A 26,091-nucleotide genomic window follows, 5' to 3' on the forward strand; every position below is an offset into this window, starting at 1 on the left:
CGGCACCGCTCACCCGGCGTGGTCCTTCAGGAGTTCCCGCAGCTCCACCGCCACCGTGGAGTCCGTGCCGTCCAGGATCGTCCGGGCCCGCTCCCACTCGCGATACGCCTCCCCCTCGCGCCCCTCCGCCCGCAGCAGCAGCCCCCGCTGATGGCGGGCGAGAGCGACGGCGTACTGGTCGGCGCGGCGTTCGGCGAGGTCGATGAGGAGGGCGCACTCGTGGGACGCGCGGTCCGGCCGGCCCAGTTCGCGCAGCGCCCGGACCAGACCGAGCCGGGACTTCGACTCGCCCTGCCAGTCCTCGTCGTCGCCGAGGATGCGCAGGCTCTGCTCGAAGTTGCGGACGGCGGCGGCCGGTTCGCCGAGCCGGAGGTGGGCGTAGCCGATGTTGCAGTGCGCGGTGTGCCGGACGACGAGGCTGTCGGCCAGCTCGCCCAGCGCCAGGCTCCGCTCGTGGTGGGCGATGGCGGCGCGCGCGTCGGTGTGCTTGTACAGGTTGCCGAGATGGCTGAAGGTCACGGCCTCGCCGTACGGGTCGCCGAGCTGCCGGGACAGCTCCAGGCTCTGCCGCAGCGTCTCCTCGCTCTCCTCGTACCGGCCGAGGCTCTCCAGGACCAGCCCCCGGTTGTTCAGGCAGCGCCGTACGCACGACACGACCCCGAGCCTGCGCCACAGGGTCAGGCCCTCGTCGTTGAGGGCGAGCGCCTCCGAGGCCCGGCCGGACATGAAGTGCAGGCCCGCCCGGTCCGTGAGCGCGAACGCCTCGGCCTCGGCGTCCCCGAGCGACCGCGCCGCGTTCAGGGCCAGCCGGCCGAGCACGTCCAGCTCGGCGAGCCGGCCGCCGCGGTGCAGATAGGGGAAGAGATGGCGGACGAGGACGGGGACGAGCGCGGCCGCCGGTCCGCCGCCGCGTTCCACCAGCGCGACGATGTTGGGGAGTTCACGGTCGCCCCAGGCGAACGCCTCCTCCGCGGAGGCGAAGGGCTCCTCCGTGGGCGCCGGTTCCGCCGCGGAACCCGTCGTGCGGAGGCGTTCGTCGCGTTCGTAGCCGGGCGGGAGCAGCACCAGCAGGCTCTGGCGGGCGCGGGCCGCGTACCAGCGCAGGGCCTGCTCCACGGCCTCGGCGGTGTCGGCCGTGCCGGCGAGTTCGCGGGCGAAGTCGCGGACGAGGTCGTGGGGGACGTACCGGCCGTAGGACGTCTCGTCGAGGAGGGCCACGTCGACGAGGCGGTCGAGGGCGGTCTCGGCGCGGAACTCGTCGGTGCCGGTGAGGCGGGCGAGCAGGGGCGCGCCGTACGCGGGCAGGTCGAGGGCGCCGATCCGGCTGAGGGCGTGGGCGGCGTCGCGGTCGGCCTCGCGGTCGGAGGCGCGCAGGGCCTCGTGGGCGACGGCGAGGGAGCGGCGCACGCTCAGGTCGTCGTATTCGAGATGGCGCAACCTCCCTTCCGTGGCGGTCAGTTGGCCGGCCAGCGCGTCCGGGGTGAGTGCGCGTCGGGCGGCGAGGCGGGCCGCGACCACGCGGAGGGCGAGCGGGAGGCGGCCGGTGAGCGCGACGAGGGGGTGCGTGGCGTCCAGGCCCGCCGCACGGCCGGACGCGGCCCGCAGCAGGGCCGCGCTCTCGTCGTCCGACAGCGGGGCGAGCGGGAAGCGGTGGGCGCCGTCCAGGGCGGTGAGCGGGGAGCGGCTCGTCACGATGACCGCGCAGCCGGCGCCGGCCGGGAGCAGGGGGCGCACCTGGGCGGCGTTCGCGGCGTCGTCCAGCACCAGCAGGGTGCGGGTCGGGGCGAGCGTCGAGCGCAGCAACGCGGCTGCCGCGTCGGGGTGTTCGGGGATGCGGCGCGGGGCGGTGCCGAGGTCGCGGAGCAGGGCGGCGAGGGCCTGGGCGGGGGTGAGGGGGGTCATGCCCGGGGTGGCGCCGTGGAGGTTGATGTACAGCTGGCCGTCGGGGAAGCGCTCGGCGAGTCCGTGGGCGAGGTGCAGGGCGAGGGCGCTCTTGCCGACGCCGGCCATGCCGCTGAGGACGACGGTCCCGGAGGCTTCGTGGGCGCCCTCCCCCAGCGCCGCCCGCAGCTCTGCCAGGGCCTTCTCTCGGCCCGTGAAGTGCGCGGGCGGCGGCGGCAGTTGGGCCGGGAGGGGCGGGGCGTCGGCGAGGGCGTCCTCGGCCGGGGCCGCCGGGTCCTCCTCGGCGGGCGCACGCAGGATCTCCATGTGGGCGTCGCGTACGGCGGGGCCCGGTTCCACGCCGAGTTCGTCCAGGAGGCGGGCCCGCAGGTCCCGGTGGACGGCCAGCGCCTCGGCCTGGCGGCCCGTGCGGTGCAGGACGAGCATGAGGAGACGGTGGAACGCCTCGCGCAGGGGGTGTTCGGCGACGAGGGCGGTGAGTTCGGGGGCGAGCGCGCCGAGCGGGTGCGCCCCGGTGGCGTCCCGGGGCGCCGTGCGGGGCGCGAGGTGGAGTTCGGCCTCGTAGCGCCGCTCCAGCAGGAGCAGCCGCGCCTCCTCCAGGCGTTGGACGAACGCCTGCGCGCGGGGTCCCTCGGCCGGCGGACCGCCGAGCGGTGTCCCGCGCCAGAGGGCGAGTGCGGCGGCGGACTCGCGGACGGTCCGGGCCCAGTCCCGTTCGGCGTGGGCGGCTCGGGCGGCGCGGGCGTGCGCCTCGAAGACGCGGACGTCCAGTTCGCCGTCGTCGATCCGCAGCAGATAGCCCGGCGGGACCGCGCGCAGCCGTTCGGGGTCGTCCAGCAGCCGCCGCAGACGCGTCACGTGGTTCTGCAGGGACGCCTGTGCGGAGGGGGGCGGCGCGTCGTCCCAGAGCACGTCCTTCAGGGTGTCGACGGAGACGATCCGCCCGGGTTCGAGGAGCAGCGCGACGAACAGGGCGCGCATCTTCCCGCCGCCCACGGACCGTACGCCGCCGCCGGCGTCCCCGGTCTCGTACAGAACCGGCGGACCGAGCAGTCCGAACCGCAGTCCGTCCCGCATAGAACAGCCGCTGCCTTCCCGCACCGTCGTTCCGGGCCCGCCCCGCGGCGACCCGCCGCCGCCTCCCGTACGGCTCCCCGTGGAACCGTTGGGCTCATGTTAGCGATCCGTTGGCGGGACCTGATGTGATCACTTCATCGGATCCGGCGGCGACGGCGCACGCGTGAACGCGTAGCTCGGGGGAGTGCCGCCGCCGCTGCCGGATCCGGGAACCGCACCAAGCGCTGTGCCACGGCCGGTTGAGGTGACCGACCGGGGCATTCGTGTGTCACGGGGGCGGTCCGGGCCCGGACGCCGAAGACGGCTGCCGGGCTCGGACCGGGACACGGCTGCCGGGCTCGGACCGGGACACCTATGCCTAGCTACGGCCGGGGCGCGGATACCGAGTCCGAGTCCGGGTCCGGGGTCGAACCCGGTCGGCGGGCAGGACGGGTGGCGAGGTCGTCGGCGAAGTCACCTCGCTCCGGATGCCGTTGGGCAAGGCCGACGCAGTGGCCCCGCAGGACTACAGGACCGGTGGCCGTCCCAGCCTCGTCAGGCGCCACACCGTCCGCCAGCTCATGGGCCGCCGTTCGCCGCCCGACTCCCGCCAGCCCTCCGCGAAACCGCCGAACCACGCCTTCAGCCCGCCCGCCGAGCGCGTCCGCAGCAGGGTGATGAGGACCCAGACCCCCAGGTGGACGGGGATCAGCGGCAGCGGGAGGCGGCGGCGGGCGAGCCAGACGCGGTTGCGGGCGTTGACGCGGTAGTAGATGGCGTGCCGGGCGGGTGAGGTCTTCGGGTGCTGCAGGAGCAGTTCGGGGGCGTACAGCACGGTCCAGCCGGCGTCGAGCGCCCGCCAGGCCAGGTCGGTCTCCTCGTGCGCGAAGAAGAACTCGGCGGCCCAGTCGCCCGTCTCGGCGAGCATGGCCATGGACAGGGCGTGCCCGCCGCCGAGGAACCCGGTGACCGGTCCCCCGCGCATCGGGTCCTTGGCGCCGACCCTCGGCACGTGCCGCCGCTGGGTCTCGCCGTGTTCGTCGGCGATGCGGAAGCCGACGACGCCGAGGCGCGGGTCGGCGGCGTACAGGTCCCGTACGCGCCGCAGCACATCGGCGTCGACGAGCAGGCCGTCGTCGTCCAGCTCGACCACGACGTCGACGTCGCCGAACTCCCGCAGCCGTTCCAGGGCGACGTTCCGGCCGCCGGGGCAGCCGAGGTTCTCGTCCACCTCGATGAGCGTGACCTCGCCGGGCAGGCCGAGCCGTTCGGCGAACTCGGGCAGGGGGCAGCCGTTCCCGACGACGACGATCCGTGCGGGCGCGAGGTCCTGCTTGGCCACCGAGGAGAGCAGCGCGTCCACCTCGGCGGGCCGATTGCCCATCGTCACCACGGCGACAGCGACCCGCGGCCCGGCCTCCATCACGACACCAACCCCATCCCGTTCACGACCGCCGGCGACCGCCGAGGGCCGCCGGTCCGCACACCGTCTTCCACGGCGTGTTCACGGCCGGGATGCTAGCCGTTCATGTCGGGGCCTTCGCACCGACTCCGCGAATTCCGGCGGGGCGGGGTCCGCCGCCCCGCCCCCGGGGCCGCCGTGCGGGGAGGTCAGGCCCGCAGCGGGTTCGACCGCTCCGCCGCCATCAGGTACCAGGCCGTGGCGCCCGTGTGCCGGTACGGGTAGTAGCCGAAGCCGAACCCCGTGTCGAGCGGGCTGCTGGCGGAGACGACACCGGCGCGGGCGGGGAGGGCGCGGCCGCCGACGGTCTGGCCGGTGCCGAGGTGGTCCTGGGCGCTTTCGAGGGAGGCGATCAGGCGCCGGGCGCGGGCCTCGTCGCCGCGCGCGCCCCGGTCGCGCAGGGCGAGGGCGAGGTGCGCGGTGCCTTCGAACCAGACGCCGTTGCGGTTCGGCTTCGGCTGGAACTCGGCGATGGGCGCGTCCTCGTTCGCGAGGAGACTGGCGGAGCTGAAGGTGACGCCCTCGTACGACTGCCCGGCCGGGACCGTGCTGTTGCGGCGCTCGGCGTGGTCGAGGACGGCCAGTTCCCTCGCGGCCCAGTCGAGGGAGCGCGCGTACCGGCCGGAGTCGAGCGCGAGATGGGTCCAGGTCTGGGTGTCCTCGGGGATCGGGGACTTGTTGACGGTCACGCCGTCGTTGGTGCCGGTGTAGAAGAAACCGCCCGTCACGCCGCCCGCCGAGCCGGCCGCCGAGCGCCGGGGCGGCTCCCACATCCGCTTCACGAAGTCCTCGGCCCGCGCGCGCCGCTCCCGCCACACCCGGTCGCCGGTGAGCCGGGCCAGTCGTCCGAACAGGCAGACCAGGTCGGTGTTGTGCTCGGTCGAGGTGAACGGCAGCTTCTCGTTCGCCCCGTTCACACCGAACTTGTACCCGCCGAGGGGCTCGTCGGTACGGCCGGTGCGCTCGATCCACTCCCCGATCCGCACCGCGGCGGCGAGGAACCGCCGGGCCCCGGTCCGCCGCGCCAGCGCGCTCAGCGCGATGCCCGCCCAGGCCATGTCCCCCACGGCCGTCCCGGTGAAGCCGAACTGGGTGCCGACGTTGGCCGTCCCGTCCGTCCGCACGAACCCGTCCGGCTGCGGCACGCCGTCGTAGTAGACGTACGGCCCGACGTTGTACGCCTGGCGCAGCCGGCCGTCGTCGTACGCCGGGTCGTGCTCCTGGGCGTAGATCAGCGCGTCCCCGAGCGCCACCGCACGGGCCCGCCCGTCCGCCGTGCGCACGGCGAGGTGGGCGAGGATCGCCAGCGCGTTGTCGTACGTGAACGCCGTGCTGAACAGGCCCGCCTGGTCGGTGTAGCTCTGGGTCAGCCGGACGGTGCCGTGGTCGGGGTAGGCGTCCATGGCGGCGGCGAGGAACGCCTGCCCGCGCCGCCGTGCCGAGGTCCCGGGCGCCGCGTGGGCCGTACCGGAACCGGCGACGGCGAGCGCCGCCGCGGCCCCGAGGCCGGTGCCGAGGAGCGCCCGGCGGCCGAACGCCGGTGCCGGGTCCGGTCTGCCGGTCGCGCCGGTCATGCCGGTGCCGTCGATGCTGCCGGTCATGGGTCTCCCTAGGGGTGCGGGCCTGGAGGGCGCGCCCGGAGTCGAGTTCTGAGAGCGCTCTCAAACGGGTGGTGGCTCATTCTGGCGGGGCTGCGGGGGTGGGTCAACGCCCTTGCGTTCCGGGCTGGTTGTGGCAGGGGCGGGGGCTGCGCGGGCGGGCGGACGGACGGGGGACAGGGCGGGCGCGCGGGACACGGCCGTCCCGCGCACGTCGTGGGTGCGCGGGACGTCCTCCGTGATCCTGGGCCCGGTACGCGGACTCCGCGACACGGACTCCGGCCCCGGATCCCGGGACCGCGAGGCCCCTCCTCCACGACAGGGACCCCACGGCCGCGGCCCGCCGGATCCTCCGACGCCCGCCGGACACCACTGTGCGGTCCGCCCGGCCAACGCGGGTGCAGGCGAGGGACAGGGCGGAGACAGGCAGGGCAAGAGGGCGTACAACTTTCGGTGCGCGGGGCGTGCGCGCGAGCCGTGCGCCCTGCCGAGGGGGCGCCGTGCCCCGGCAGGCGCGCCACCCTGCCGCGTCTACATACTGCACACCCTCCGCAGCGCCGGTCGCCGGTTCGTCTGGGTGGACGCCACCTTCTGGACGTCCGCCAGGAGGCCCGGTACGTCGATGTCGTCGCCGGACGCCGCGCGGGCGATCGTCAGGAGGACCGCCTCGTAGAAGGCGTCGCGGACGGCGGGGGGCATGACGTCGGAGGCGTCCAGGCAGCGGGGGCCCGTGCCGGTGAGGCGTGCGGCGATCTGGCGTTCCACGGGGCGGTCGCGCGGCCGCACCCGGCGGTTGGCCGAGAAGACGTCCGCCGCGTCGGCCCATTTCTGCTGGCCCTCCCGTGAGGCCAGCCGTTCGATCAGGTTCCGGGCCTGCGGGCGGTCGCTGAACAGCGCGGCGAAGTCGCCGGTCACCTCGTGGGCCCGGACCCGGTAGGCGCCGCCGGGCAGCAGGGGCGCGGAGTCCATCAGGCCCGCCCGCCGCCGCTCGTCCCCGTAGAAGGAGCGGGCGAAGGAGCCCTGGTGCTCCAGCGCGCAGTCGTCCGCGCCCTCGAAGAGCAGGCCGTGCCCGTCGGGTGGGCCCCGGTGATCGGTGAGCAGGGCCCGCCTGGCCGCCTTCTCGTCCTGGCGGAGCATCCCGGCCCACGCCTCCCACGCGTCCCGGACCGCCGGCCCGGTCCACGGCACGCGGGGGTCGCCGAGCGCCCACCCGCCGTAGACGTCCGGGCCCTCCCGCTGCAGTACGAGGTCCTCGATCCAGTCGCTGCCGGGCCAGCCGGACGCCCCGTCGTCGCCCATCCCGATGCACCAACGTGCCGGTGGGGCGGGTGAACCGGCCGGACGCTCACCCTCGCGGTACCAGACGATGCTCTTCAGGTCCGCCTTGACCGGCACCCAGTACGCCTCCTGCGCGGGCTCGTTCACCGGCTGCCACGGGGCCCCGTACTCCTCCTCGGCGTAGAGGCCGTCCAGCGACCTGAGACGGCCCTGGGCCGCGTACTCGGCGAGTTCGCCGACGCCCGGCATGATCGCGATGTCGGGCGGCTCCCCCGACTGCACCTTGGACAGCAGCACCTCGCGCTGGGCGGCGGTGCCCTGGTACTCGAAGGGGATCCCGAAGTCCCGCAGCACGGCCTCGAACTGCTCGCCCTGCTCGTCGGTCCACGGCCCGAGGACGGTCACCGGCTCGTCCGCCCGCTGCGACCAGACCGCCACCATGCTGCCCGCCGAGACCAGCAACAGCGCCACCAGCAGCACCAGCAGCTTGAACCGGCGGGTCACCGTCGCCTCCAGTAGTCGCTGTCGAGCCGGAGTCCGAGCCCCACGACGGGCAGCACGACGAGCAGCAGGCCGCCGGTGAGGGTGCCCTGGTACACGCGGCCGGTCCAGGTGTCGTCGGCCAGGATGTCCCGGACCTCCTCGGACCGCTCCGTGACGGTCTGCTGGTAGCCCTCCAACTCCGCTCCCCCGCCCTCCCTCCGGGAGACCTCCGTGATCTCCCGCAGCTCCCCGGCCACCCGGTCGAGGCCGGCCTGCGCGGACGACATCGCCAGCAGCGGCACGATCCCGAGCAGCGCGGTCAGGGCGAGGGCCGCCAGCAGGTACGGGTTCCAGTCGCGGCCGCAGCGGTCGCGCAGCACGAACAGCGCGGACAGCAGGGTCAGCGCCATGGCCAGCAGGGCGAGTTCGGCCAGCCACCAGCCACCGCGCTGCAACCAGCCCTCGGTGGCGGTGACCTCGGCGTGTCTCGTCTGGATCCGCTGCATCGCGTCCAGGCGGGGTACGAGTCCCACGCCCCGGCGCAGGAGCAGCGAGTGCGCCTCGGCGAGCTTCTGGTCGCGCATGAGCGGCCGGTCGCGGTACATGGCCGTACCGAGGTTGAGGGAGTTGCCGTAGGTGGCGAGCAGACCGTTGACGGTGCCCAGGTCCTGGTCCGTACGGTCCGCGATCCGGGACAGTCCCTGGTCGGCGGCGGAGAGCTGAGCCCGGTACGCCTCGCCCGTGCCCGCGACGTCGACGAGTTCGGAGGCCACCAGCGCCCGGGCCTCGTGGTCGGCGCGCAGCAGCGCGAGCCGGGTCGCGGCGAGCCCCTGCACGGCCGGCGCCTCCTCGCCGGCCAGCGTGTGCGCTCCGCCCTGGATCTGCCGGCAGGACACGAACAGGGCGCCGGCCGCCACGACCGCGCACGCCGTCAGGACCAGCAGATGCGCCTCCAGCAGCCACCGCGTGCGCCGCCCGCGCAACCGCGCACGCCAGAAGGCGCCCAGGGAGTAGGGCGCGTGGCGCCGGGACAGGGCGTACGGGGCGCGCCGGGTGCGCGGGGTGCGGGGGGCGCGACGGGAACGGTCGTCGGTCACAGCAGTCTCTCCCCGCAGGCGACGCAGTGGCGGGCCTCGGCCCCGGCCGGGGTGGCACACCGTCCGCAGCGCGGGCCCGGCAGGGGACCGGCGCCGTCGGTCAGGGCCACGGGACGGGACCCGGCGCGCAGGATCATCGGCCCGAGCGTGTCGGCGTCGACGGCGCGCCGCAGCCGGACCCGGCCCGCCGGCGCGTCCTCGATGTCGGCGACCGCCCGGATCTCGTCCAGCACCCAGTCCGTGCCGAACCGGTCCGCCAGCCGCGCCGCCCTCCCCAGGTGGCCCCGGGCGGCCTCGCGTCGTTCCTCGCCGAGGGCGACGAGTCCCCGGCGCAGGGCCTCCCGCATCACGGTGGTGGACTTCTGCTCGCGCACACTGGCGGCGCCCGCCGGCAGTTCCGGCGGCGGCGGTCCGGGGTGGTGCCAGCGGGCGGTGACGGCCGCGTGGACGTCGCCGACGGAGACCATGGCGAACTGCAGGTACGTCTCCAGCGGGTCGTTGTCGGCGTCGGCGACGAGGGTGAGGAGGTAGTCGCGTCCGCCCTCCTCCCACTGGTACGTCGGAAAGCTCCACCGGTGCGGCCGGCCGGGCTGGGGCAGCCCGCCGAGGCGGTGCGGCCGGGGCGCCTTCTCGTTCAGCGCGACCTGCCGCACCGAGGGCCGTACGGTCACCTCGATCGGCAGCTGAGGGGCGTGCACCCGGCGCAGCCGCCGGATCGCGGCGGTGATCGCCGTGCCGAGCCCGTCGTCCACGAACTCGGCGGTGCCGTGCAGCCGTTCGGCGAGCGTCAGCAGTGGTGCGGGGCTCCAGTCCGCGCCGAGGGCGAGGACGTCGCAGGTGAAGTGCCCGGCGCACGCGTCGAGTTCCTCCTCCAGACGGGACTCGCCGGGGGCGCTGCTGCCGTCCGTGATCAGCAGCAGATGGCGTACGGACAGGGGGCGGGCGGCGAGCAGGGTGCGGGCCCGGGCGGCCCAGGCGGCGTATCCGGCGGGGCGCGGGCCGTCCCGGTGCAGCGGGATCGCGCCCGTCGCGAAGGCGGCCCGGCGCTTCTCCCGCTCGTCGGCGACGGCCCACGCGGCGTCGCCCCCGGGATGGCACCGGACCGGCTCGGGACCGGCGCCGAGCACGGTGAAGGAGATGCCGTCGGGCAGGGCGCGCAGCGCGGCGGGCAGGGCGTGCCGGACGGCCGCCCGCAGGGGCTCGGCGACATCGACCGCGATGATCACGGCGAGTTCGATCGCGGGCAGTTCGGCCGGCGCCCCGCCGGCACGGACGTCGACCCGCAGATGCGCCTCGATCTTCGCGCTGCGGTGCGGGCGCAGATCGCGGCCGAGATCGACCCACAACCGGATCTCCGGGCGCGACGGGCGGCCCCTTCCGGGTGGGGGTGGGGGTGGGGGCGGGGGCGGGGGTGGGCTCGGGTGCGGGGGCGGGCTCGGGGACGGAAGCGGGGGCGGGCTCGGGTGCGGGGGCGGGCTCGCGGTCGGGTGCGGGCTCGGGTGTCGGCCGGGGTCTCCGCCCGGGTCGCGCGTCACCGTGGCCTCCTCGTCGTCGCCGTCGTAGCCGCCCGCACCGTCGCCATCGCCACCCGCGCCGTCACCTTCGCCTCCCGTCGCCGTCGCCTGCCCGTCGCGGCCTCGCCCCTGGCCGGCACCGTCGTCGCCGACGTGGCCGTCACCAGAGCCATCGCCGTCGCCGCCCGCACCGTCGCAACCCGCGCCGCACCGTCGCCACCCGCGCCGCACCTTCGCCTCCCGTCGCCGTCGCCTAACCGTCGCGGCCTCGCCCCTGGCCGGCACCGTCGCCGCCGCCGCCGTCGTGGTGCGGACCGTGTGGAGCCGGTCCCGTCGCACGGGCGCCTCGGAGATCTCCCGTGCGCCCGTCCACCCGCCCGCCCCGCATCCGCGCACCCCTCACACCACCGTCTGCGGCCGGACCGCCTGCAGCAGGTCCACGAGGTGTTCGTGGGTGGCGGCCGATCCTTCGTGCCGGGCGGCCAGTTGGCGGTAGTGGGACTCGATCCGCGCCCGCAGCCGGCGCTCCCGCGCACTCAGGCCGCGCAGGCTGCGGGGGTCGAGCCGGCCACCGCCCCGGGGGCCGGGGCGGTCGTCGCGGCTGTAGAGGGCGTCCAGCTGCCACTCGTGCAGCTCGGTGCTCAGGCGCAGCGCCTCGTCCTCGGACAGCCCCGGCACCCCCGCACCGGGTTCCCGGCGTACCAGGTCGCGCAGTTCGGCGAGCGCCGCGTCCACCTCGCTGGGTTCGGGCAGCGGCTCGGTGTCCCGGGGCAGCCGGGCCGCGCGGATCCGTAAGGAGGCGATACGGGTGACGGTGTGGTCCAGGGTGCCGGGGCGGACCCGGGCGAGGACGTGCAGGGCGGCCCGGCGGTCACCCGCGCGCAGGGCGAGCCGGGCGAGGCCCAGGGCGGCGCCGCCGTGGGCGGGGTTGCGGGCGAACACGGCCTCGTACAGCTCCCTGGCGGTGGGCCCGGCCGTGTCGTCGCCGAGCCACTCCCCGCAGTAGGCGAGGGCGAGCTTGGGCGCGTACTCACCGGGCAGTTCCAGGCGGACCCTGCTGAAGTGACCCTTGGCCGCCGCGACTTGCCGAGGATCGCCGTCCAGGTCGGCCCGGCGCAGCGCGACCAGGGCGCGGTGCCACTCCAGCCGCCACCGGCGCACGGCCGACGGCCCCGGCAGGGAGTCGGCGGTGTCCAGTTCCTCCTGGGCCCGCTCCAGGTCGTCGCGCGAGTCCCGGCCCAGCAGGACCCGGACGTTGTGCAGGCGGATCTCCACCGAGGGCGGCTTGCCGTCCTCCTGGTCGAGGAGACGGCCCGGATCGTAACCGCTGCTCACCTCGAACCGGGTGGTCTGCGGGTCGCCCGGGTAGCGCCTGGGCACCGGCAGCCGGCGGGCGATCTCGGTGGGGGTGGGCGCGCCGAGGTCGAGGGCGGGGGCGAGCGGCGGGTCGTAGCGGTCGCGCCGGGGGCGCTCCAGCCAGTGTTCGATGCCGGGGACCGTACCGAGCCGGGCGCCGAGCAGTTGCGGGGACGGCCAGAAGTAGTCGGAGGGTTCGGGCGGGTCGCTCTTGCCGCGCAGGGCCCGTATCTCCCGCAGGGCGCCCCGCAGTTGGCCGGCCATCTCCCGGGCGTCGACGAAGCGCAGACCGGGGTCACCGCGGGTGGCGCGGTCGACGACACCCCAGAAGGAGGCCGTGCCGAGGCCGGGCACCTCGTCGACGGCCCAGCCGGCGAGTTCCCGCAGGGTGACACCGACGGTGTGCAGGTCGTGGGCGGTGGTGGGCATGGGCGCGAACGCCGTCTCGGGCGCCATGTAGTCGGGGGTGACATGGGCGGGCGGCTGGCTCTGGCCCTGCTCCCGCATCCCGCCGAGGTCGATGACCTTGACGCCGTCACCGTGGTGCACGACGTTCGAGGGCTTCATGTCCCCGTACACGAAGACCCGTTCGCCACCGGCGTGCAGATGGACGAAGGCTTCGAGGATCTGGCAGCCGTACGCGGCGACGTGCTCGATGTCGAGGACGGACTCCCCGCGCCGGGTCTCCTTGACGACCTTCTCCAGGGTGCCGTCGCCCACGTCGTCCATGACGATGTAGCCGCCGGTGACCTGCCCGCCGTCGTCGCGCCGGGCGACGAAGTCGCGGATCTGGACGATACGGGGGTGCCGGATGGCGACGAGGTTGCGGCGTTCGACGTCGGCGAGCCTGGCCCCGTCCTGCTCGTACCGGTTGAGCATGCCCTTGACGGCGACCACGTCCCCGAGATGGGTGTCCTCGGCGAGGTAGACCCAGCCCTGGCCGCCGTGCGCGATGGGGCCCAGGATCCGGTACTGGTCGCGCAGCACGTCTCCCGCGGCGAGTTCGGGCCGGTACGAGTAGGGCACACCGCAGGCCGGGCAGTACCCCTCGACCGGCACCCGGCCCACGGTGTAGGGCGGGGCGAAGGTGATGCCGCAGTCGGGGGACGAGCAGCCCATACGGACCCGCAGCGGCGCCTCGGGATCGATGAGGCGTTCCCGCGCGGGGCGCGGCGCCCGCTCGGGCAGCGCGAGCAGCTCCGCGGGGCCGAACTCGCCCGGGTCCTCGGGCAGGGCGGGCAGCCGGGGGCCGTCCTGAGCCCGCCCGCACACGGCACAGTGCCCGGTGGGCAGCACCGTGCCGCCGCAGGGGGCGCCGGTGAAGCGCCGGTGCGGGCAGGGCGTCCCGCGCTCGGCGTCCGGAGCCGGGCCGGACGACGCCGACGGGGCCGACGGGGCGGGAGGGGCCGACGGGGCCGCGGGCATTGCGTCCGGCGAGGGCGGCACAGGCCGCTCGGACGGCACGGGCGGCACCGACGGCACGGACGGCACGGACGGTGTGGAGGAACCCGTACCCGGGCCGGAGGTGGGCACCGGGCCGGAGGCGGGCACCGGCCCGGCCCCCGCGCCTGTCTCCTCCCCCGTCCCCTTCCCCGTCCCCTTCCCCGTCCCCCTCCGGGCCCTCACGTCGCGTCCCCGGAGCGCCGCAGGTCCCCACGCAGGGTCCTGATCAGCTCACGCAGCCGGGCGAGCCGTCCCTGCGGGTCTCGGTCCGGGGTGGTCTCGTCGATCAGACGGCGTTCGGCCCGGCGCCGGTCGGCCGTCTCGGTCATCGAGCCGAGGGAGGCGCTGTCGACGACACCGTGCCGGACCGCGCGGCTGAACTCGGCGCGCTCCAGCCGGGCGAGGAGGGTGTCCGCGTGGGCGAGGAGCGCGGGTTCGAGGAGCCGGTCACGGGCGGCGGTCCAGCCCGTGCCGCCCTCGTGCCGGAAGACGAGCAGCAGCCGGAAGCCCAACGACCGTAATCGGGCGAGGAGTTCGATCAGCGGCCCCGGCTCCGGCTCCTCGTCGAGGCCGTCGACGAGGACGGTGACCGGGCCACCCGACGCCAGGCCGGCGGGCACCGGGCCGACGGGCTGCGCGGGCCGGGGCCGGGTGCCGAGCAGCCAGTCCCAGTACGCCAGGTACTGGCCGGGCGGGAAGGCGATGTGGCCCAGGGCGTGGTCGGCGAGATCCGGTCTGCCGGACACGCCGCCCCGGTGGACGAGCGCGGCCCGGTGTGCCAGATGCCCCAGGGAGCGTTCCTTGCCGCTGCCCGGGGGCACCACGGTGATCTTCACCGGTTCCTCGTCGGGGTCGTCGAACCAGCGGGTCAGCCGTTCCTCGAAGTCGTGGTCCCAGGCGTGCGGACCGCTCAACTCCTTGATCAGGGGCGAAAGTTCGGCGATGCGCTCGACGGGGATCAGGTACGAGAAGGCGAGCCGGTTGTTCTCGGGCAGCAACTCCCCCATGTCACCTCGCCAGCTGACGACCAGTCCGACCACGCGCGCGGGGCGCCCCTCGCCGGGCCGGGTGCACACGGCGGCGCCGCTGAAACCCTTGCGCACCACCTCGGCCTTGGTGACGGCGTCCAGTTGCACCCGCTCACCGCTGACCCCGCCGATCCGGCCCCACAGCGACATGCCGTCGTCGAAGCCCTCCGCGTACCCGGTGGCGGACACCTCCGCCCCGCCCCACAGCACGGTCTCCAACCGGGCGGGACGCGCCCGCGGCCGTGGGCTGTCCAGCCGGAGGACGGCGACGTCCTCACCGCCCCCGGGGCCGTCGGGAAGCCAGCCACCGGGCGCGACGCGCGCGGACACCGGTTCGAGGTCACCGTTCTCCGCGAACTCCAGCCACATCACGGCGTCCGGATCCCGCACCACGTGCGCGCAGGTCAGCGCCGTGTGCCGGTCGACGAGCACGCCGGCGCCGCAGACGGGTCCGTGCGCGTCCCCGCGCCGCAGCCTGAGCCTCCAGTCCGCACGCAATTCCCCCATGCTGCCTCAGACTACGCGTGGGGCATCGTGCGTCCCTAGACTCTGTAACCAACTTGGACGGGCCGATCGACGCACACTATCGACGCACACGACGGGATGGTGACATGGGCGAACCCGAACCGGTCGGCCTCGCGGAGGCCATCGGCACGGTCCGCGCGGAGCTGGCCAGGGCGCAGGCCGAAGGCGCGGCGAGCGACTGGCGGTTCAGTGTGGAGCAGGTCAGCCTGGAGTTCTCGGTCCAGTTCCACCGGGGTGGTGAGGGCGGCGCGGGCCTGCGTCTCGGCGTGGTCGAGGCGCGCCTCGGCGGCTCGGTGAGCCATGACTCCACCCACCGTGTCCAGGTCGACCTCAAACCCCTCCCCGGCCCCGGCGGCCACCACCACGAGGTGAGCCGCGACACCCCCGCCGCGCCGGGCCGCCCGGGCCCGTCGCAGGGCACGCTCTCCCGCGAGGACCCGCCGGACGGCGCCTAGCACCGCCCCGGGCCCGCTCCACCGGGACCGCCACCGGGGCCGTCCTGGGGCCCGTCCGGGGCCCCCGCCCCGGACGGCGGCCGCAGACGGGCGGCGGTGACGCGTCCGGCGCGTGACTGGGCGAAGACGTACGTCTCGTCGCCGATCGCCGCGAGCAGCACGTCGTGGACGACCCGTGCGAAGGTGGCCACCACGGTGAGGTGGTCGCCCGTCACGGCGTCCCACACGCGTACGGCGCCGGAGGTGTCGCCGGTGGCCAGCAGGGACCGCCCGTCGACCGTGGCCCGCGACAGGCAGGTCACCGCGGCTCCCGGGTTCTCGGCCGGCGTCACGAGCCGCCCGTTCGCCAGGTCGCGGACCTCGATCCGACGGCCGAAGGCGGAGACGTGGACGTCGCGCCCGGCGACGGTACCGAGGGCCGACCCGGCCGCGCCGCACGGCAGTTGCGTGAGCTGCTTGCCCTTCACCGGGTCCCACAGCCGGAGCGACTCGCCGTGGACGGTCGCGAGCACGGTGCGCCCGGCCACCGTCCCGAACGTGAGCGAGGTCAGCCGCCCGAAGGACTCCAGGGTGGCGAGGACGTCCCCGGTGGCGGCGTCCCACACGGTCACCGGCCCGCCGGTGTCCGCCTCGGCGATGAGGTCGACCCGTCGGGCCTCGGCGGCGGGTCTGCCGGGCAGCAGGACGCGGCGGCCCGTGTCCCCGTAGGCCACGAACCGCGACCAGCACGCCGGGTGTCTGCGCAGTCGACGCACGGCCGCACCGGTCGCCGGGTCGCACAGGACGACACCGTGGCCGATGCCCGCGACGGCGATCAGCGGGCTGCCGTCCACCGCGGCCGGAACGACCGCGACGCCTCGGCTCTGGCCGTGCCGGTGGTCGTCGCAGAGGGGCAGGGAGGTGCGCGCCGTCGTCCGTCCGGTGAGCGGGTCCGTCAGCCGGACCTCGTACGGGTCGCCGACCAGCAGGAGCGGTGCCCGCCCGTCCGTGCCGAGCGCGAGTCCGCCGGCTCGGAAGCCGCCCACGTCCGGGGACGGGGCGGGGACGTCCAGCAGCACGATGTCGTGGCCCTCCCCCGGTGTCCGGTCGAAGCCGCCGGTCCTGGTGGTGGCGAGCACGGTCGTGCCGTCGACGGTGCCGAAGGCGCCGGTCAGGACGTGACCGAGGTGCGCGGACAGGGCCGCGACCGACCGTCCCGCGAGCGTGCTGACGCGGACCTCGACGTCGTCGCTCCACGCCCCGTCGCACCGGGGGGCGACCGTCGCCACAACCGTCTCACTGGCGGAACGGTCACCGTCACCGGCGCCCCCGCCACCCGCGTCGCCCCCGTCGGCGCCATCACCTCCATGACCGCCCTCCAGGCGTCCGAAGGCGAGGACCGACTCCGACTCCCGCAGGTCGAAGCGTTCGACCCGGCCTCCCGTCGAGCCCTTCGAGGGGTCCCACAGGAAGAGGGTCTGCCGCCACTCACGGTTGTCCCACCCGGTCGCCTCCTCGGCGACGACGGCCAGCACCTCGCGCCCCCGGTGGGCGACGGCGGCGAGGAGACCGGTGAACGGGGGCACCCTGTCCCGCAGCGGCTCGCCGGACCACCGGGCCACGGGCTCGCCGGTGCCGGCGTCCCACACCCGTACGGTGTCGCCCTCGCAGACGGCGGCCACGGCGGTCCGTCCGGCGACGGAGAGGACGGCCACGCAGGACATCACCTCGTCGCCCGCGCACAGCCGGACGAGAGGGTCCCCGGTGAGCGGATCCCACAGACCGACGCCGCCCGTGTCGTCGGCGTACCGCCCGCCGGGCCGGCCGGAGCCGTCGTCCGCCTCGAATCCGTGGGCGACGGCCAGCGCCTGGCGACCGTCGTCGAGGGTGGCGAAGGCGGCCGCCCGCGCGTGCCCGGCGGGCACGGAGAACACGGCCGACGGCTCGGCCGTACGGAGGTCCCAGATCCGCACCAGCCCGTCCCGCGTGCCGGCGGCCAGCACCGGACGGCCGTCGACGGTGCCGAACTCCAGCAGCGTGCACGCGGCGCGCAGGGGCGTGGCGAGGGTGGTGAACGGTTCGCCGGTCCGCGCGTCCCAGAGCCGTGTCTCGCCGTCGCGCCCCCCGCTCGCCAGCACCGGCCGGCCCTCGACCGTGCCGAACGCCAGGACGTTCAGCCGCGCGTCGTCCCGTGTGGGATCGTCCCCGTGCCCCGGCAGCCGCCGGTGGAACGCCGTACGACCGCCCCCGCCCGCCCACAGGGGGTCCCAGCCCGCCTCCTCGGCGAGACCGAGCCCCGGGTGCGCGGCAGGGCCCCCGGGTCCGTCGAACGCCTCCGGTTCCTCGCAGAGCGCCATCGCCTGGAGTACGGCGGCCCGGTCGCCCGGCGCCGCGGCCCGCAGCCGGTCCAGGGCCCGCCAGTAGGCCCGCAGCAGGGGTGAGCGGGAGCGGTCGAGGCGGGGGAGGACGCGGGCGAGCCGGTCCGGGTCGGCGGAGGCGAGGAACCGGGCGTCGTGGACCAGTTCGGCCAGCCGCCCGGCGGCGTCCGCCTGGGCGGCCAGGTGGTCCCGCAGATAGGGGTCGGCCGCCCGCCAGTCCCGTCGGCCGTCGGCGTCGGCCGGAACCAGGGCCAGCAGGGCGTCGAGGGCCGCGTCCGCCCGCGCGAGCGCCGCCATGTCAGCGTCATCGTCGGGCCGTTCGGCCGACCCCGCCGCGGCCGCGAGGGCCGACAGCACCTCGTCGGACACCTCGGCACCGGCGTCAGCGGCTTCACCGGCGGCAGCGGCCGACGCGGCGAGCACATCCCGTTCCATGGAGCACCTCATCGCAGGGGGCGGTACCGCTGGGCGGTGGGCACGGAAAATACCGCAACCGGGCCGGTGCCGCCCCGTACGATCGGCCCAATTCCCGTGCAGGCGCGGGGTCGTGACGACAAGGCCAGGAGCGAACCCGGATGCCCCACCCCCCTGACCCGCGGCACGTCGAGCACCCTCGGCGCCTGGACGACGGCCACCCGTTCCGCCAGTGGAAGACATGGCGCGTCCCCGGCACCGGCCTGACCCTGACCGGTTACTCCCGCGCGAACGACAAGACCTTCTTCCACTGCCCCGAACTGCGCTGCTCCCTCGACGCCGGGCTGGCCGAGGGCCGGCAGGTGGAGACGGTGCTCCTGACCCACACCCACCTCGACCACTCCAAGGACCTGGACTATCTCGCCGCCCGGGACGGCGGGGTGGACATCTATCTGCCGGCCGCCGCCGAACCGTACGCGGCGGCCTACCTGCGCGCCGCGAGCGAGCTGAACCACGGGGCCGGCTTCGACGCGTCCCGCGCCCCGGACAGCCGTCTGCACGGGGTGCGTCCGGGCGCGGAGTTCTCCGTGGGCCGTCGCGGGGAGTACGCGGTCCGGGTCGTCGAGTGCCTGCACAAGGTGCCGTGTGTGGGCTACTGCTTCGCGGAGAAGAAGACGGTCCTGAAGCCGGAGTACGAGGAGTTGAAGGGGTCGATGGTCGCCGCCGGCCGGGCGGGTGAGTTCGGCCGGCTCATCGCCGAGCGGCGTAAGGAGGGCCCCGGTACGGTCGATCAGGAGATCCGCCGCCCCGCCTTCGCGTTCCTCGGTGACACCCACCCGAGCGTGTTCGCGCGCAACCCCTGGCTGTTCGACTACCCGGTCGTCATCACCGAGTGCACCTATCTCGACGACGGACAGCTCGCCCGGGCCCGGCAGGTCGGACACACGGTGTGGAGCGAACTGCGTCCGGTGGTGGAGGCACACTCGGAGACCCTGTTCGTGCTGACCCACTTCAGCCTGCGCCACTCCGACCGTGAGGTCATCGAGTTCTTCCGGCGCGAACGGGAGAGCGGCGGGGCCGGACACCTCGACAACGTCGTGCTGTGGGCCCACGCCGAGAGCCATCTGCCGGAGCAGCACCAGAAGCGGGGGTGACGGAGGGGTCGGCCACGCGCGTGGCCGACCCCTCCGTCACCGTGCGGCGACTCGCCACCGCGCGGGGCCCTGCCCGCGAAGCCCGCCCCGCGGAGCCATGTCCCGCGAGGCACGCCTCGGCGCAAGGCGTGCCCTCGTTCCGTCTCCGGACCCGTCGGTCAGGGACGGCCCAGTGCCCGGTAGTCCCACCCGGCGGCCCGCCACTGGGCCGGGTCGAGGGCGTGGCGTCCGTCGACGATCCGGCGCCGGGCCACGACCGCGCCCAGGGCGTCCGGGTCGATCTCCCGGAACTCGGTCCACTCCGTGAGCAGCACCACCACGTCGGCCCCGGTGGCCGCGGTGAGCACGTCCGTGCCGTAGTGCAGGTCCGGGTAGGCGCGGCGGGCGTTCTCGACGGCCGCCGGGTCGACGACGGTCACCTGCGCGCCGGCCTGGTGCAGGGTCCTGGCCACGTCCAGGGCGGGCGCGTCGCGGATGTCGTCGGAGTTGGGCTTGAAGGCCGCCCCGAGCGCGGTCACCTTGGCTCCGGCCAGCTCGCCGCCGGCCAGCTCGCGGACCAGGTCGACCGTGCGGGCCCGGCGCCGCTGGTTGATGGCGTCGACCTCGCGCAGGAACGAGACGGCCTGACCGACCCCCAGCTCCTCCGCACGGTGGCTGAAGGCCCGGATGTCCTTGGGCAGGCAGCCGCCGCCGAAGCCGAGGCCCGGCTTGAGGAACCGGCCGCCGATGCGGTCGTCGTAGGCCAGCGCCTCCGCGAGACCCGTCACATCGGCGCCGGTGGCCTCGCAGACCTCCGCCATGGCGTTGATGTACGAGATCTTGGTGGCGAGGAACGAGTTGGCGGCGACCTTGACCAGCTCGGCGGTGGGCAGGTCGGTGACGACCACCGGGGTGCCCTGGGCGATCACCGGTGCGAAGGCGGCGCGCAGCTGCTCCTCGGCCCACGCCGACTCGGTGCCGAAGACCAGCCGGTCGGGCCGCATCGTGTCGTCGACGGCGTACCCCTCGCGCAGGAACTCGGGGTTCCAGGCGAGTTCGACGTCCGCTCCGGCCGGGGCCGTCCGCCGGACGATCTCCGTGAGCCGGGCGGCGGTGCCCACCGGGACCGTGGACTTGCCGACCACGAGCGTGCGCCGGCGCAGGTGCCGGGACAGTTCCTCGACCGCGCTGTCGACATAGGTCAGGTCCGCCGCGTACGAGTCCCGCTGCTGGGGCGTGCCCACGCAGACGAAGTGGACGTCACCGAACTCCCCGGCCTCCGCGAAGCTCGTGGTGAACCGCAGCCGGCCGCTGTCGAGGGCCTTGGCGAGCAGTTCGGGCAGCCCGGGCTCGAAGAACGGCACCTCGCCCGAGTTCAGGCGGTCGATCTTGACGGGGTCCACGTCCACGCCGAGGACGTCGAAGCCCAGCACGGCCATGCAGATGGCATGGGTGGCGCCGAGGTAGCCGGTGCCTATGACGGTGAGGCGGGGCGCGGTTCTGTCGGTGTCGTCCGACCAGGTCATGGTGGTCTCCAGAGGTGTTTCGGGACAGGTCGGCCCACCGCACGAGCCGGCCGAGGGGTGACGGCTGGGGTCAGGAGGCGCAGTCGACGTTGGCGAGACCCTCGCCCGCGTTCTTCGCCTTGTTGTCGCAGGTGACCTTGTTGCCGTCGGTCGTGAGGTGGAAGCCGTAGCCGGGCCCGTCCACGTTCGCGGTGTTGTCCTTGAAGATGTTGCCGGTACCCCAGCCGTTGACGAGCTGGTGGGTCTGGAAGCCGTCCTCCGGGGAGTTGCTCCCGGTGTTGCCCTGGAGCAGCCAGCCGTTCCCCTTCACGTCGACCCAGGAGTCGTTGTTGTGGGAGCCGCTCAGCTTCGATCCGTCGAACGTGTTGTCGATGACCTTGCCGTCGCTGGTGCCTTCCTTGATGTCGATGGACTCGGCGGTCGTGTCCCTGATGTCGTTGCCGAGCACCACGTTGCGGTCGCTGGCGTCCGTCTTGCAGTCGCTCACCGTGCACCAGTTGGACTTGGACGTGCCGATGTAGACGCCCTCGCCGTACTTCTCGCGGCGCAGCCCGGTGTCGCGGATGGTGTTGTCCCGGACCATGTTGTCCGAGCTGAAGTTCCGCAGGTGGATGGCCTCGTCGCCGATCTGCTCGACGGTGAGGCCCTGGATGACGGTGCCCACCGTGCCGTCCGCCATCACGCCCTTCTGGGCGTTGCGGACGGTGAAGCCCACCAGCCGCCAGTTGCTGACCCGGTCCAGGTGGAAGGCGTACCCGTCGTCCGTGTCCCCGCCGTCGACGACCGCTCCGGCACTGCCGCACAGAAAGATCGGCTTCTCGGCGGTGCCGGAGACCTCGGCGGTGAAGTTGCCGGCGTAGACGCCGTTGGCGAGGGCGATGCTGTCGCCCGGTCGCGCCTGGGCGAGGGCCTGTTCGAGCGTGGTGGCGTCGCTCACCTTGACGGAGGCGGCCGGGCAGGTCACCGCGGCCTCGGGCACCGAGCCGCTGGTGGCGTGCTCGGTCGGGGCCGGTTCGGGAGCGGCCGTGCGGGTCGGCAGGACCGAGGGCTCGTCCGGGACCGGTGAGATGACGGACTCCCGGGGCCCCGCGGTGGTCGCACCGGCCGTCACCTCCGGCTCCGACGATCCGCCGTCCCGCGTCACCGCCACGATCAGCGCCGCCAGGGCGAGCAGGAACGCACCCCCGGCCAGCCAGACGGCAGGCTGCCGGGCGGAGCCGCGCTCGGGGGCGGGCGGCCCGCCCGGCTGCCCGATCGACATGGTGGGCTCGCCCGACTGAGGCGGCATGCTCGGCCTGGGCGGCTCGCTCGGCAGAGGCGGTTCGCTCGGCCTGGTGGGCGCGCCCGTCCGGGGCGGCCCGTCCGGGGCGGACGGCTCACTCGACGTGGGCGCCGCGTTCGACGTGGGCGATTCGCCGGACGTGACCGGCTCGCTCGACGTACGCGATTCGTTCGGCCCGGACGATTCGTTCGGCCCGGACGATTCGCTCGGCCCGGACGATTCGCTCGACGCGGACGGTTCGTTCGGCTTGGACGGTTCGTTCGACGCGGACGGTTCGTTCGGCGTGGGAGGTTCGGAAGGCATGAACAGCAACTCCGGTGGGCGGGAACGCGTCGTCAGCGGGGCGGACGGGCGGCTGGGACGGACTGGGGAGCCAGGACGCGCAGGGCGGCGGTCTCTTCGTCCTTGGAGAACCAGCTGCGGTCGGGCGTCTGCCGGAGCGGCACCTCGACGACGGAGGCGCTGTTGGTCACCGACTTCTTGTCCTCGTACGGGTGGACGCCCAGGCGCCGGCCGCCGCGACGGTTCCCCCTGCGGCTCTGGCGGCGGCCCAGCAGGGCCGAGACCAGGATGAGCAGCAGGATGAACGTCCAGAGCAGCGTCATCGGGCTCGCGTAGTGCTTGAACTTGACCCAGAAGGAACTGGTGTCGTGCCAGGCGAACGTCTGGTTCTGCTTGACGGCGATGTCACCGTGGGCCCGGGTGGTGTCCACGGCGCTCGGGCCGACCCCGGAGATGACGTTGTACGTGATGATCGACTCGGAGACCCCGCCGACCATGGTGATCCCGTGGTTGGTGCCGTCCTGGATCGTGTTGCCGCGGATCTCGCCGACCGAGTCCCGGACGTAGATGCCGGTCTCGGTGCCTTCGACGATGTTGCCGGTGATCGTCGCGGCGGTCACTCCGTCGCGCACCGAGATGCCCTGGCGTGACTGGCCGGTGAGCCGGTTGCCGGTGATGGCGACCTTGGTGGCGTCCTTGCGGGCCACGATGCCCATGTCGCCGCCCTCGACCCGGTTGTTCTGCACCCCGACGTCCTTGCCGCCGAAGATCTCGATGCCGTAGTGGCCGTTGTCCCTGGCGATGCTGTCGGACACGGAGTTGGAGCCGTAGCTGCTGATGGACTCGCCGGACGCCGAGGGGCCGCTGGCGAGCGGCCGGCCGCTGAGCGTGAACCCGTTGCCGCCGTTGCCCTCGGCCGTGGAACCGCTGACCCGGACCTGCTCGGTGGCACGGGCCAGCACGAACCCGTCGCCGCCGTTCTCCTTGGAGACGGTCCGCTCGACCACGGCGTTGGTGACGAACCGGTGCAGGACGACGCCGTGTTCGAGGCTCCCCCGGACCGTGCTGTCGCTGATGCTGACGCCGTTGGCGCCGGAGAGGAACAGCCCGTAGGCGTTGCCCGTGAGGGTGGAGTGGCCGATCTCCGCGGACACGTAGGAGAGGCTGGGCACGGAGAACCGGGTGTCCGGCGTGGCCAGCGAGCCGGAGGGCTGCGCCACGACGCCACCGCTGCCCGCCTTCGTGCCCGGCGACACCGTCGAGTCCTTGATGTTGCCGGTGTCGGGGCGGTCGGTCCCGGTGAGGCTCAGGCCGCCGGTGCGTCCGCTCCAGAAGCCGAGGTCGCCGACCTTGGCGTACCTCATGGAGAACTGGCCGCCGATGGCGCGGATGTAGGCCCGGCCGTCCCGTACGTCCTTGTCCGGCTTGTTCTTCTTGTCGTTCCAGCTGGTGATCCGCAGGGGCGCCTGCGGGGTGCCCTCCAGGGTGAGCCGGCCGCCGAAGGAGACGATGCTGACGAAGCCCTTGTTGCTGCTGGCCATCCGCAGCGTCAGCCCGCCCGGGTTGGACAGCTTCAGCTTGGCGCCCGCGTTGAGGTAGATGTTCTCGGTCAGCAGGTAGGCACCGTCGGGCTGGCGGACGAAAGTCTGCGGAGCCAGTTCCAGCAGGTCGGAGACGGTGTAGGCGTTGCTGCGCTCGGTGAGGACCAGGGTGTAGCCGTCGCCGGTGTCCAGCCGGTACGGCGCCTTCCACTCACCGCCCTTCAGCGGGGCGACGGCGGCCACGGCGCGGACCTGGTCGAGGCGGTGGTCCTCGGCGGCCACGAGCGCGGTCTCGTTCTCCGCGTCGGCGGCGTTGACCCGGGGCTTGTCGTCGCCGTCGGCGGCGGGGGAGGCGGCCGCCGAGGCGAGTATCAGACCGGCGGCGAGGGGCAGCACGACGGCTCCCCTGAGGGTCCGCCGGACGGCGGAAAGCGGGTGTCGCGTCATGACTGCTGAACCTCCGGCCACGTGGACGCGGTGACCCGCGTAGAGCTCCCGAGGGAGGAGGAGTCCTGTCCCTCTCCGCCGATACGGTCGCTGGTACGGGTCAGCCAGCCCTGCCTGTTCATCGTGAGGAACGCGTACAGCTTGATCGGCAGCGAGATCATGATGACGACGAGGGCGAGCAGCGGCAGCAGCAGCAGCTCCTGCGGGTGCTTGCGCAGATGCGAGTAGCCGCGGATCCCGCGCCCGACGAGCAGCCAGACCAGGACGAGGAACACGCCGCGGCCGGTCAGCTCCAGGCGGCTGAACAGCAGGTATCCGAGCGCCATGCCCATGGTCACGGGCGTCAGCAGGATCTGCAGCACGGTGATCTTGGTGACCAGGGGGACCCGCCAGAGCCAGCCCTTGTAGAGGGCGGTCAGGTAGCAGCGGTAGGAGTTCCGGCTCCAGCGCACGCGCTGCTTGACGAAGGCGCGGAAGGAGGAGGGGAACATCGATATCGCCCGCGCGGACGACTGGTGCACGGTCTTGTAGCCGGAGGCCAGCACCAGCCAGGTCAGCCGCCCGTCGTCACCGGCGACACAGCGCCGGCCGAGGAAGAACTCGTTCTCCAGGTTCTCCAGCACGGGCTCGATCGCGGCCCGGCGGTAGGCCGCCGTACGGCCGGACAGGCAGGCCACGGCGCCGGCGCGGCCCATGGCCGGGACGTAGTCGTAGTAGCGGAGGTTGACGAGCCAGTCGGCGATACGCCGCCAGACGCTGGTCCGGCGCTGGTAGACGTTCTGCTGGGTGCCGACACCGCCGACCTCGGGGTCGACGAAGGGCATCTGGACGGCGGCGAGCAGCCCCGGCTCCCAACGGGTGTCCGAGTCCACGAGCACCACCAGCTCGCTCGTCGCGGCGCGGATCCCCACACCCAGCGCCGACCGCTTGCCGCGGTGCTCGAACGCCAGCACGCGCACCCGCGGGTCCCGCACCTGGGACAGCCTGTGCAGGACCTCCGTGTCCTCGACGTCCGGGACGATGATGACCTCGGTGGGGTCCTGCTCCAGCCAGGTGTCGAGGCAGTCCAGCAGGATGCTCGCGTCCTCCCGGTAGGCGGGCACCACCACGGACACGGTGGTCCGGTAGTTGTTCACCACGGGTTTGGCGAACCGCGAGAGCACGGCCCGATAGAGCCACAGGCCCCAGACGAAGGCGCCGGCGATGCCCAGAGGCATCAACTCACGCCACGATGTCTCGGCGGTCGCCATGACTATCCATGACCAGACATCGTCGAAGAAATCCGACACGAACCCAGAACCCCCAGCCGGAGCCTTGTCCAAACACGTGGACGAAATGTGCGACGTTCGCGGTCTACGCGGGGAAATCTAGGGCCGAATTGGCCCCTCTCGACACACGAGAAACACAGAGTTCACCTGCCGAAGTCACCAAAGCTCCGCAGAGTGAATCCGCATCAGCGAACAGCACACGCTGCCCTGCCCCCGCATCCGGTCGGCCCGACCGCCCCCACGCATCGCCAAGTCTCTTCATCAGCAAAGCACTTGAGGACATCCCCGAACAGGAACCGACCTTCCTAGGACACTTTGCCTCCCGCCCCCCGCACCCTTCGCACAAACAAACCGAATGTGACACACATCACGACCACCATAATCGCTCCAGCGAACACACGCCACACCCACCTCACCGGATCGTCACCTCAACCACCGGTAGCCCGTGCGCCACTGGGGCCACGACGGTCGGGGCACGAGGTCCGGCACACCGTCCGGATCACGGAACAGCACGCGCGGCGAGGGGTGTTGGCCGGTGCTGCGCAAACGACGCACTGCACGAACGGCGGCGAGAGCGGCGCACGAACGGCACCGAGAACCCCGCACGAACGGCGCTGCAACGGAAGCACGAAAAGCCCGGGCCG

General features: G+C 74.0%; 15 protein-coding genes. 2 read left to right on the forward strand and 13 right to left on the reverse strand.

Annotated elements, in window-relative coordinates; genetic code table 11:
• Positions 1 to 9: 9 nt before the first annotated feature.
• The 8 genes from PYR72_RS21440 to PYR72_RS21475 all read right to left on the reverse strand — a co-directional run bounded on the left by PYR72_RS21440 (position 10) and on the right by PYR72_RS21475 (position 14,724).
• A complete protein-coding gene (locus PYR72_RS21440; protein ID WP_275456804.1) occupies positions 10 to 2,979 on the reverse strand; it encodes a BTAD domain-containing putative transcriptional regulator in 2,970 nt (989 codons plus the stop codon).
• Positions 2,980 to 3,484: 505 nt separating this feature from the next.
• A complete protein-coding gene (locus tag PYR72_RS21445) occupies positions 3,485 to 4,381 on the reverse strand; it encodes a glycosyltransferase (RefSeq protein ID WP_275460478.1) in 897 nt (298 codons plus the stop codon).
• A gap of 188 nt (positions 4,382 to 4,569) precedes the next feature.
• Positions 4,570 to 6,021, reverse strand: a complete 1,452-nt coding sequence (locus PYR72_RS21450; RefSeq protein ID WP_275456805.1) for a Tat pathway signal sequence domain protein — start codon at positions 6,019 to 6,021, stop codon at positions 4,570 to 4,572.
• 528 nt (positions 6,022 to 6,549) lie between these two features.
• Entirely contained in the window at positions 6,550 to 7,800 is a 1,251-nt protein-coding gene (locus PYR72_RS21455; protein WP_275456806.1) for an extracellular solute-binding protein, read from the reverse strand.
• Positions 7,797 to 8,876, reverse strand: coding sequence for a hypothetical protein (locus PYR72_RS21460; protein WP_275456807.1), 1,080 nt, complete (start codon positions 8,874 to 8,876; stop codon positions 7,797 to 7,799). The genes PYR72_RS21455 and PYR72_RS21460 overlap by 4 nt, the downstream gene beginning before the upstream one ends.
• Positions 8,873 to 10,222, reverse strand: a complete 1,350-nt coding sequence (locus PYR72_RS21465) for a hypothetical protein (protein ID WP_275456808.1) — start codon at positions 10,220 to 10,222, stop codon at positions 8,873 to 8,875. Before PYR72_RS21465 ends, PYR72_RS21460 begins: the two co-directional genes overlap by 4 nt.
• A 567-nt stretch (positions 10,223 to 10,789) precedes the next feature.
• Positions 10,790 to 12,865, reverse strand: coding sequence for a tetratricopeptide repeat protein (locus PYR72_RS21470; RefSeq protein WP_275460479.1), 2,076 nt, complete (start codon positions 12,863 to 12,865; stop codon positions 10,790 to 10,792).
• A gap of 503 nt (positions 12,866 to 13,368) precedes the next feature.
• On the reverse strand, positions 13,369 to 14,724 hold the full coding sequence (locus PYR72_RS21475; RefSeq protein ID WP_275456809.1) for a serine protease: 1,356 nt from the start codon (positions 14,722 to 14,724) through the stop codon (positions 13,369 to 13,371).
• A gap of 104 nt (positions 14,725 to 14,828) precedes the next feature.
• Between PYR72_RS21475 and PYR72_RS21480 the strand changes: the two genes are divergently transcribed.
• Positions 14,829 to 15,197, forward strand: a complete 369-nt coding sequence (locus tag PYR72_RS21480; RefSeq protein ID WP_059081714.1) for a trypco2 family protein — start codon at positions 14,829 to 14,831, stop codon at positions 15,195 to 15,197.
• On the opposite strand, the gene PYR72_RS21485 is transcribed toward PYR72_RS21480, so the two are convergent.
• Entirely contained in the window at positions 15,194 to 17,989 is a 2,796-nt protein-coding gene (locus tag PYR72_RS21485; protein WP_275456810.1) for a hypothetical protein, read from the reverse strand. The two genes, PYR72_RS21480 and PYR72_RS21485, sit on opposite strands and share 4 nt — an antisense overlap.
• Before the next feature lie 140 nt (positions 17,990 to 18,129).
• Here PYR72_RS21485 and PYR72_RS21490 point away from each other — a divergent pair, with 140 nt between their 5' ends.
• Positions 18,130 to 19,122 carry an MBL fold metallo-hydrolase gene (locus PYR72_RS21490; RefSeq protein WP_275456811.1) on the forward strand — a complete coding sequence of 331 codons (993 nt, stop codon included), beginning with the start codon at positions 18,130 to 18,132 and terminating at the stop codon, positions 19,120 to 19,122.
• A 158-nt stretch (positions 19,123 to 19,280) separates the two neighbouring features.
• Here the strand turns inward: PYR72_RS21490 and PYR72_RS21495 are convergent, their stop codons facing one another.
• From PYR72_RS21495 to PYR72_RS21510, 4 genes are all read right to left on the reverse strand, one after another.
• Complete coding sequence (locus tag PYR72_RS21495) at positions 19,281 to 20,627, reverse strand: UDP-glucose/GDP-mannose dehydrogenase family protein (protein WP_275456812.1); 1,347 nt, start codon at positions 20,625 to 20,627, stop codon at positions 19,281 to 19,283.
• A 70-nt stretch (positions 20,628 to 20,697) separates the two neighbouring features.
• Positions 20,698 to 21,888 (reverse strand): right-handed parallel beta-helix repeat-containing protein, encoded by a 1,191-nt coding sequence (locus PYR72_RS21500; protein ID WP_275456813.1) that lies wholly within the window; start codon positions 21,886 to 21,888, stop codon positions 20,698 to 20,700.
• Between the two features lie 356 nt (positions 21,889 to 22,244).
• A complete protein-coding gene (locus tag PYR72_RS21505; protein WP_275456814.1) occupies positions 22,245 to 24,179 on the reverse strand; it encodes a right-handed parallel beta-helix repeat-containing protein in 1,935 nt (644 codons plus the stop codon).
• The gene (locus PYR72_RS21510; protein WP_275456815.1) at positions 24,176 to 25,429 is read right to left on the reverse strand and encodes a glycosyltransferase family 2 protein; all 1,254 of its coding nucleotides are present in this window, start codon (positions 25,427 to 25,429) and stop codon (positions 24,176 to 24,178) included. The genes PYR72_RS21505 and PYR72_RS21510 overlap by 4 nt, the downstream gene beginning before the upstream one ends.
• Between the last annotated feature and the right edge of the window lie 662 nt (positions 25,430 to 26,091).

It is taken from the genome of Streptomyces sp. VNUA24, assembly GCF_029167005.1.
In the GTDB taxonomy this organism is placed as follows: Bacteria; Actinomycetota; Actinomycetes; order Streptomycetales; family Streptomycetaceae; genus Streptomyces; species Streptomyces scabiei.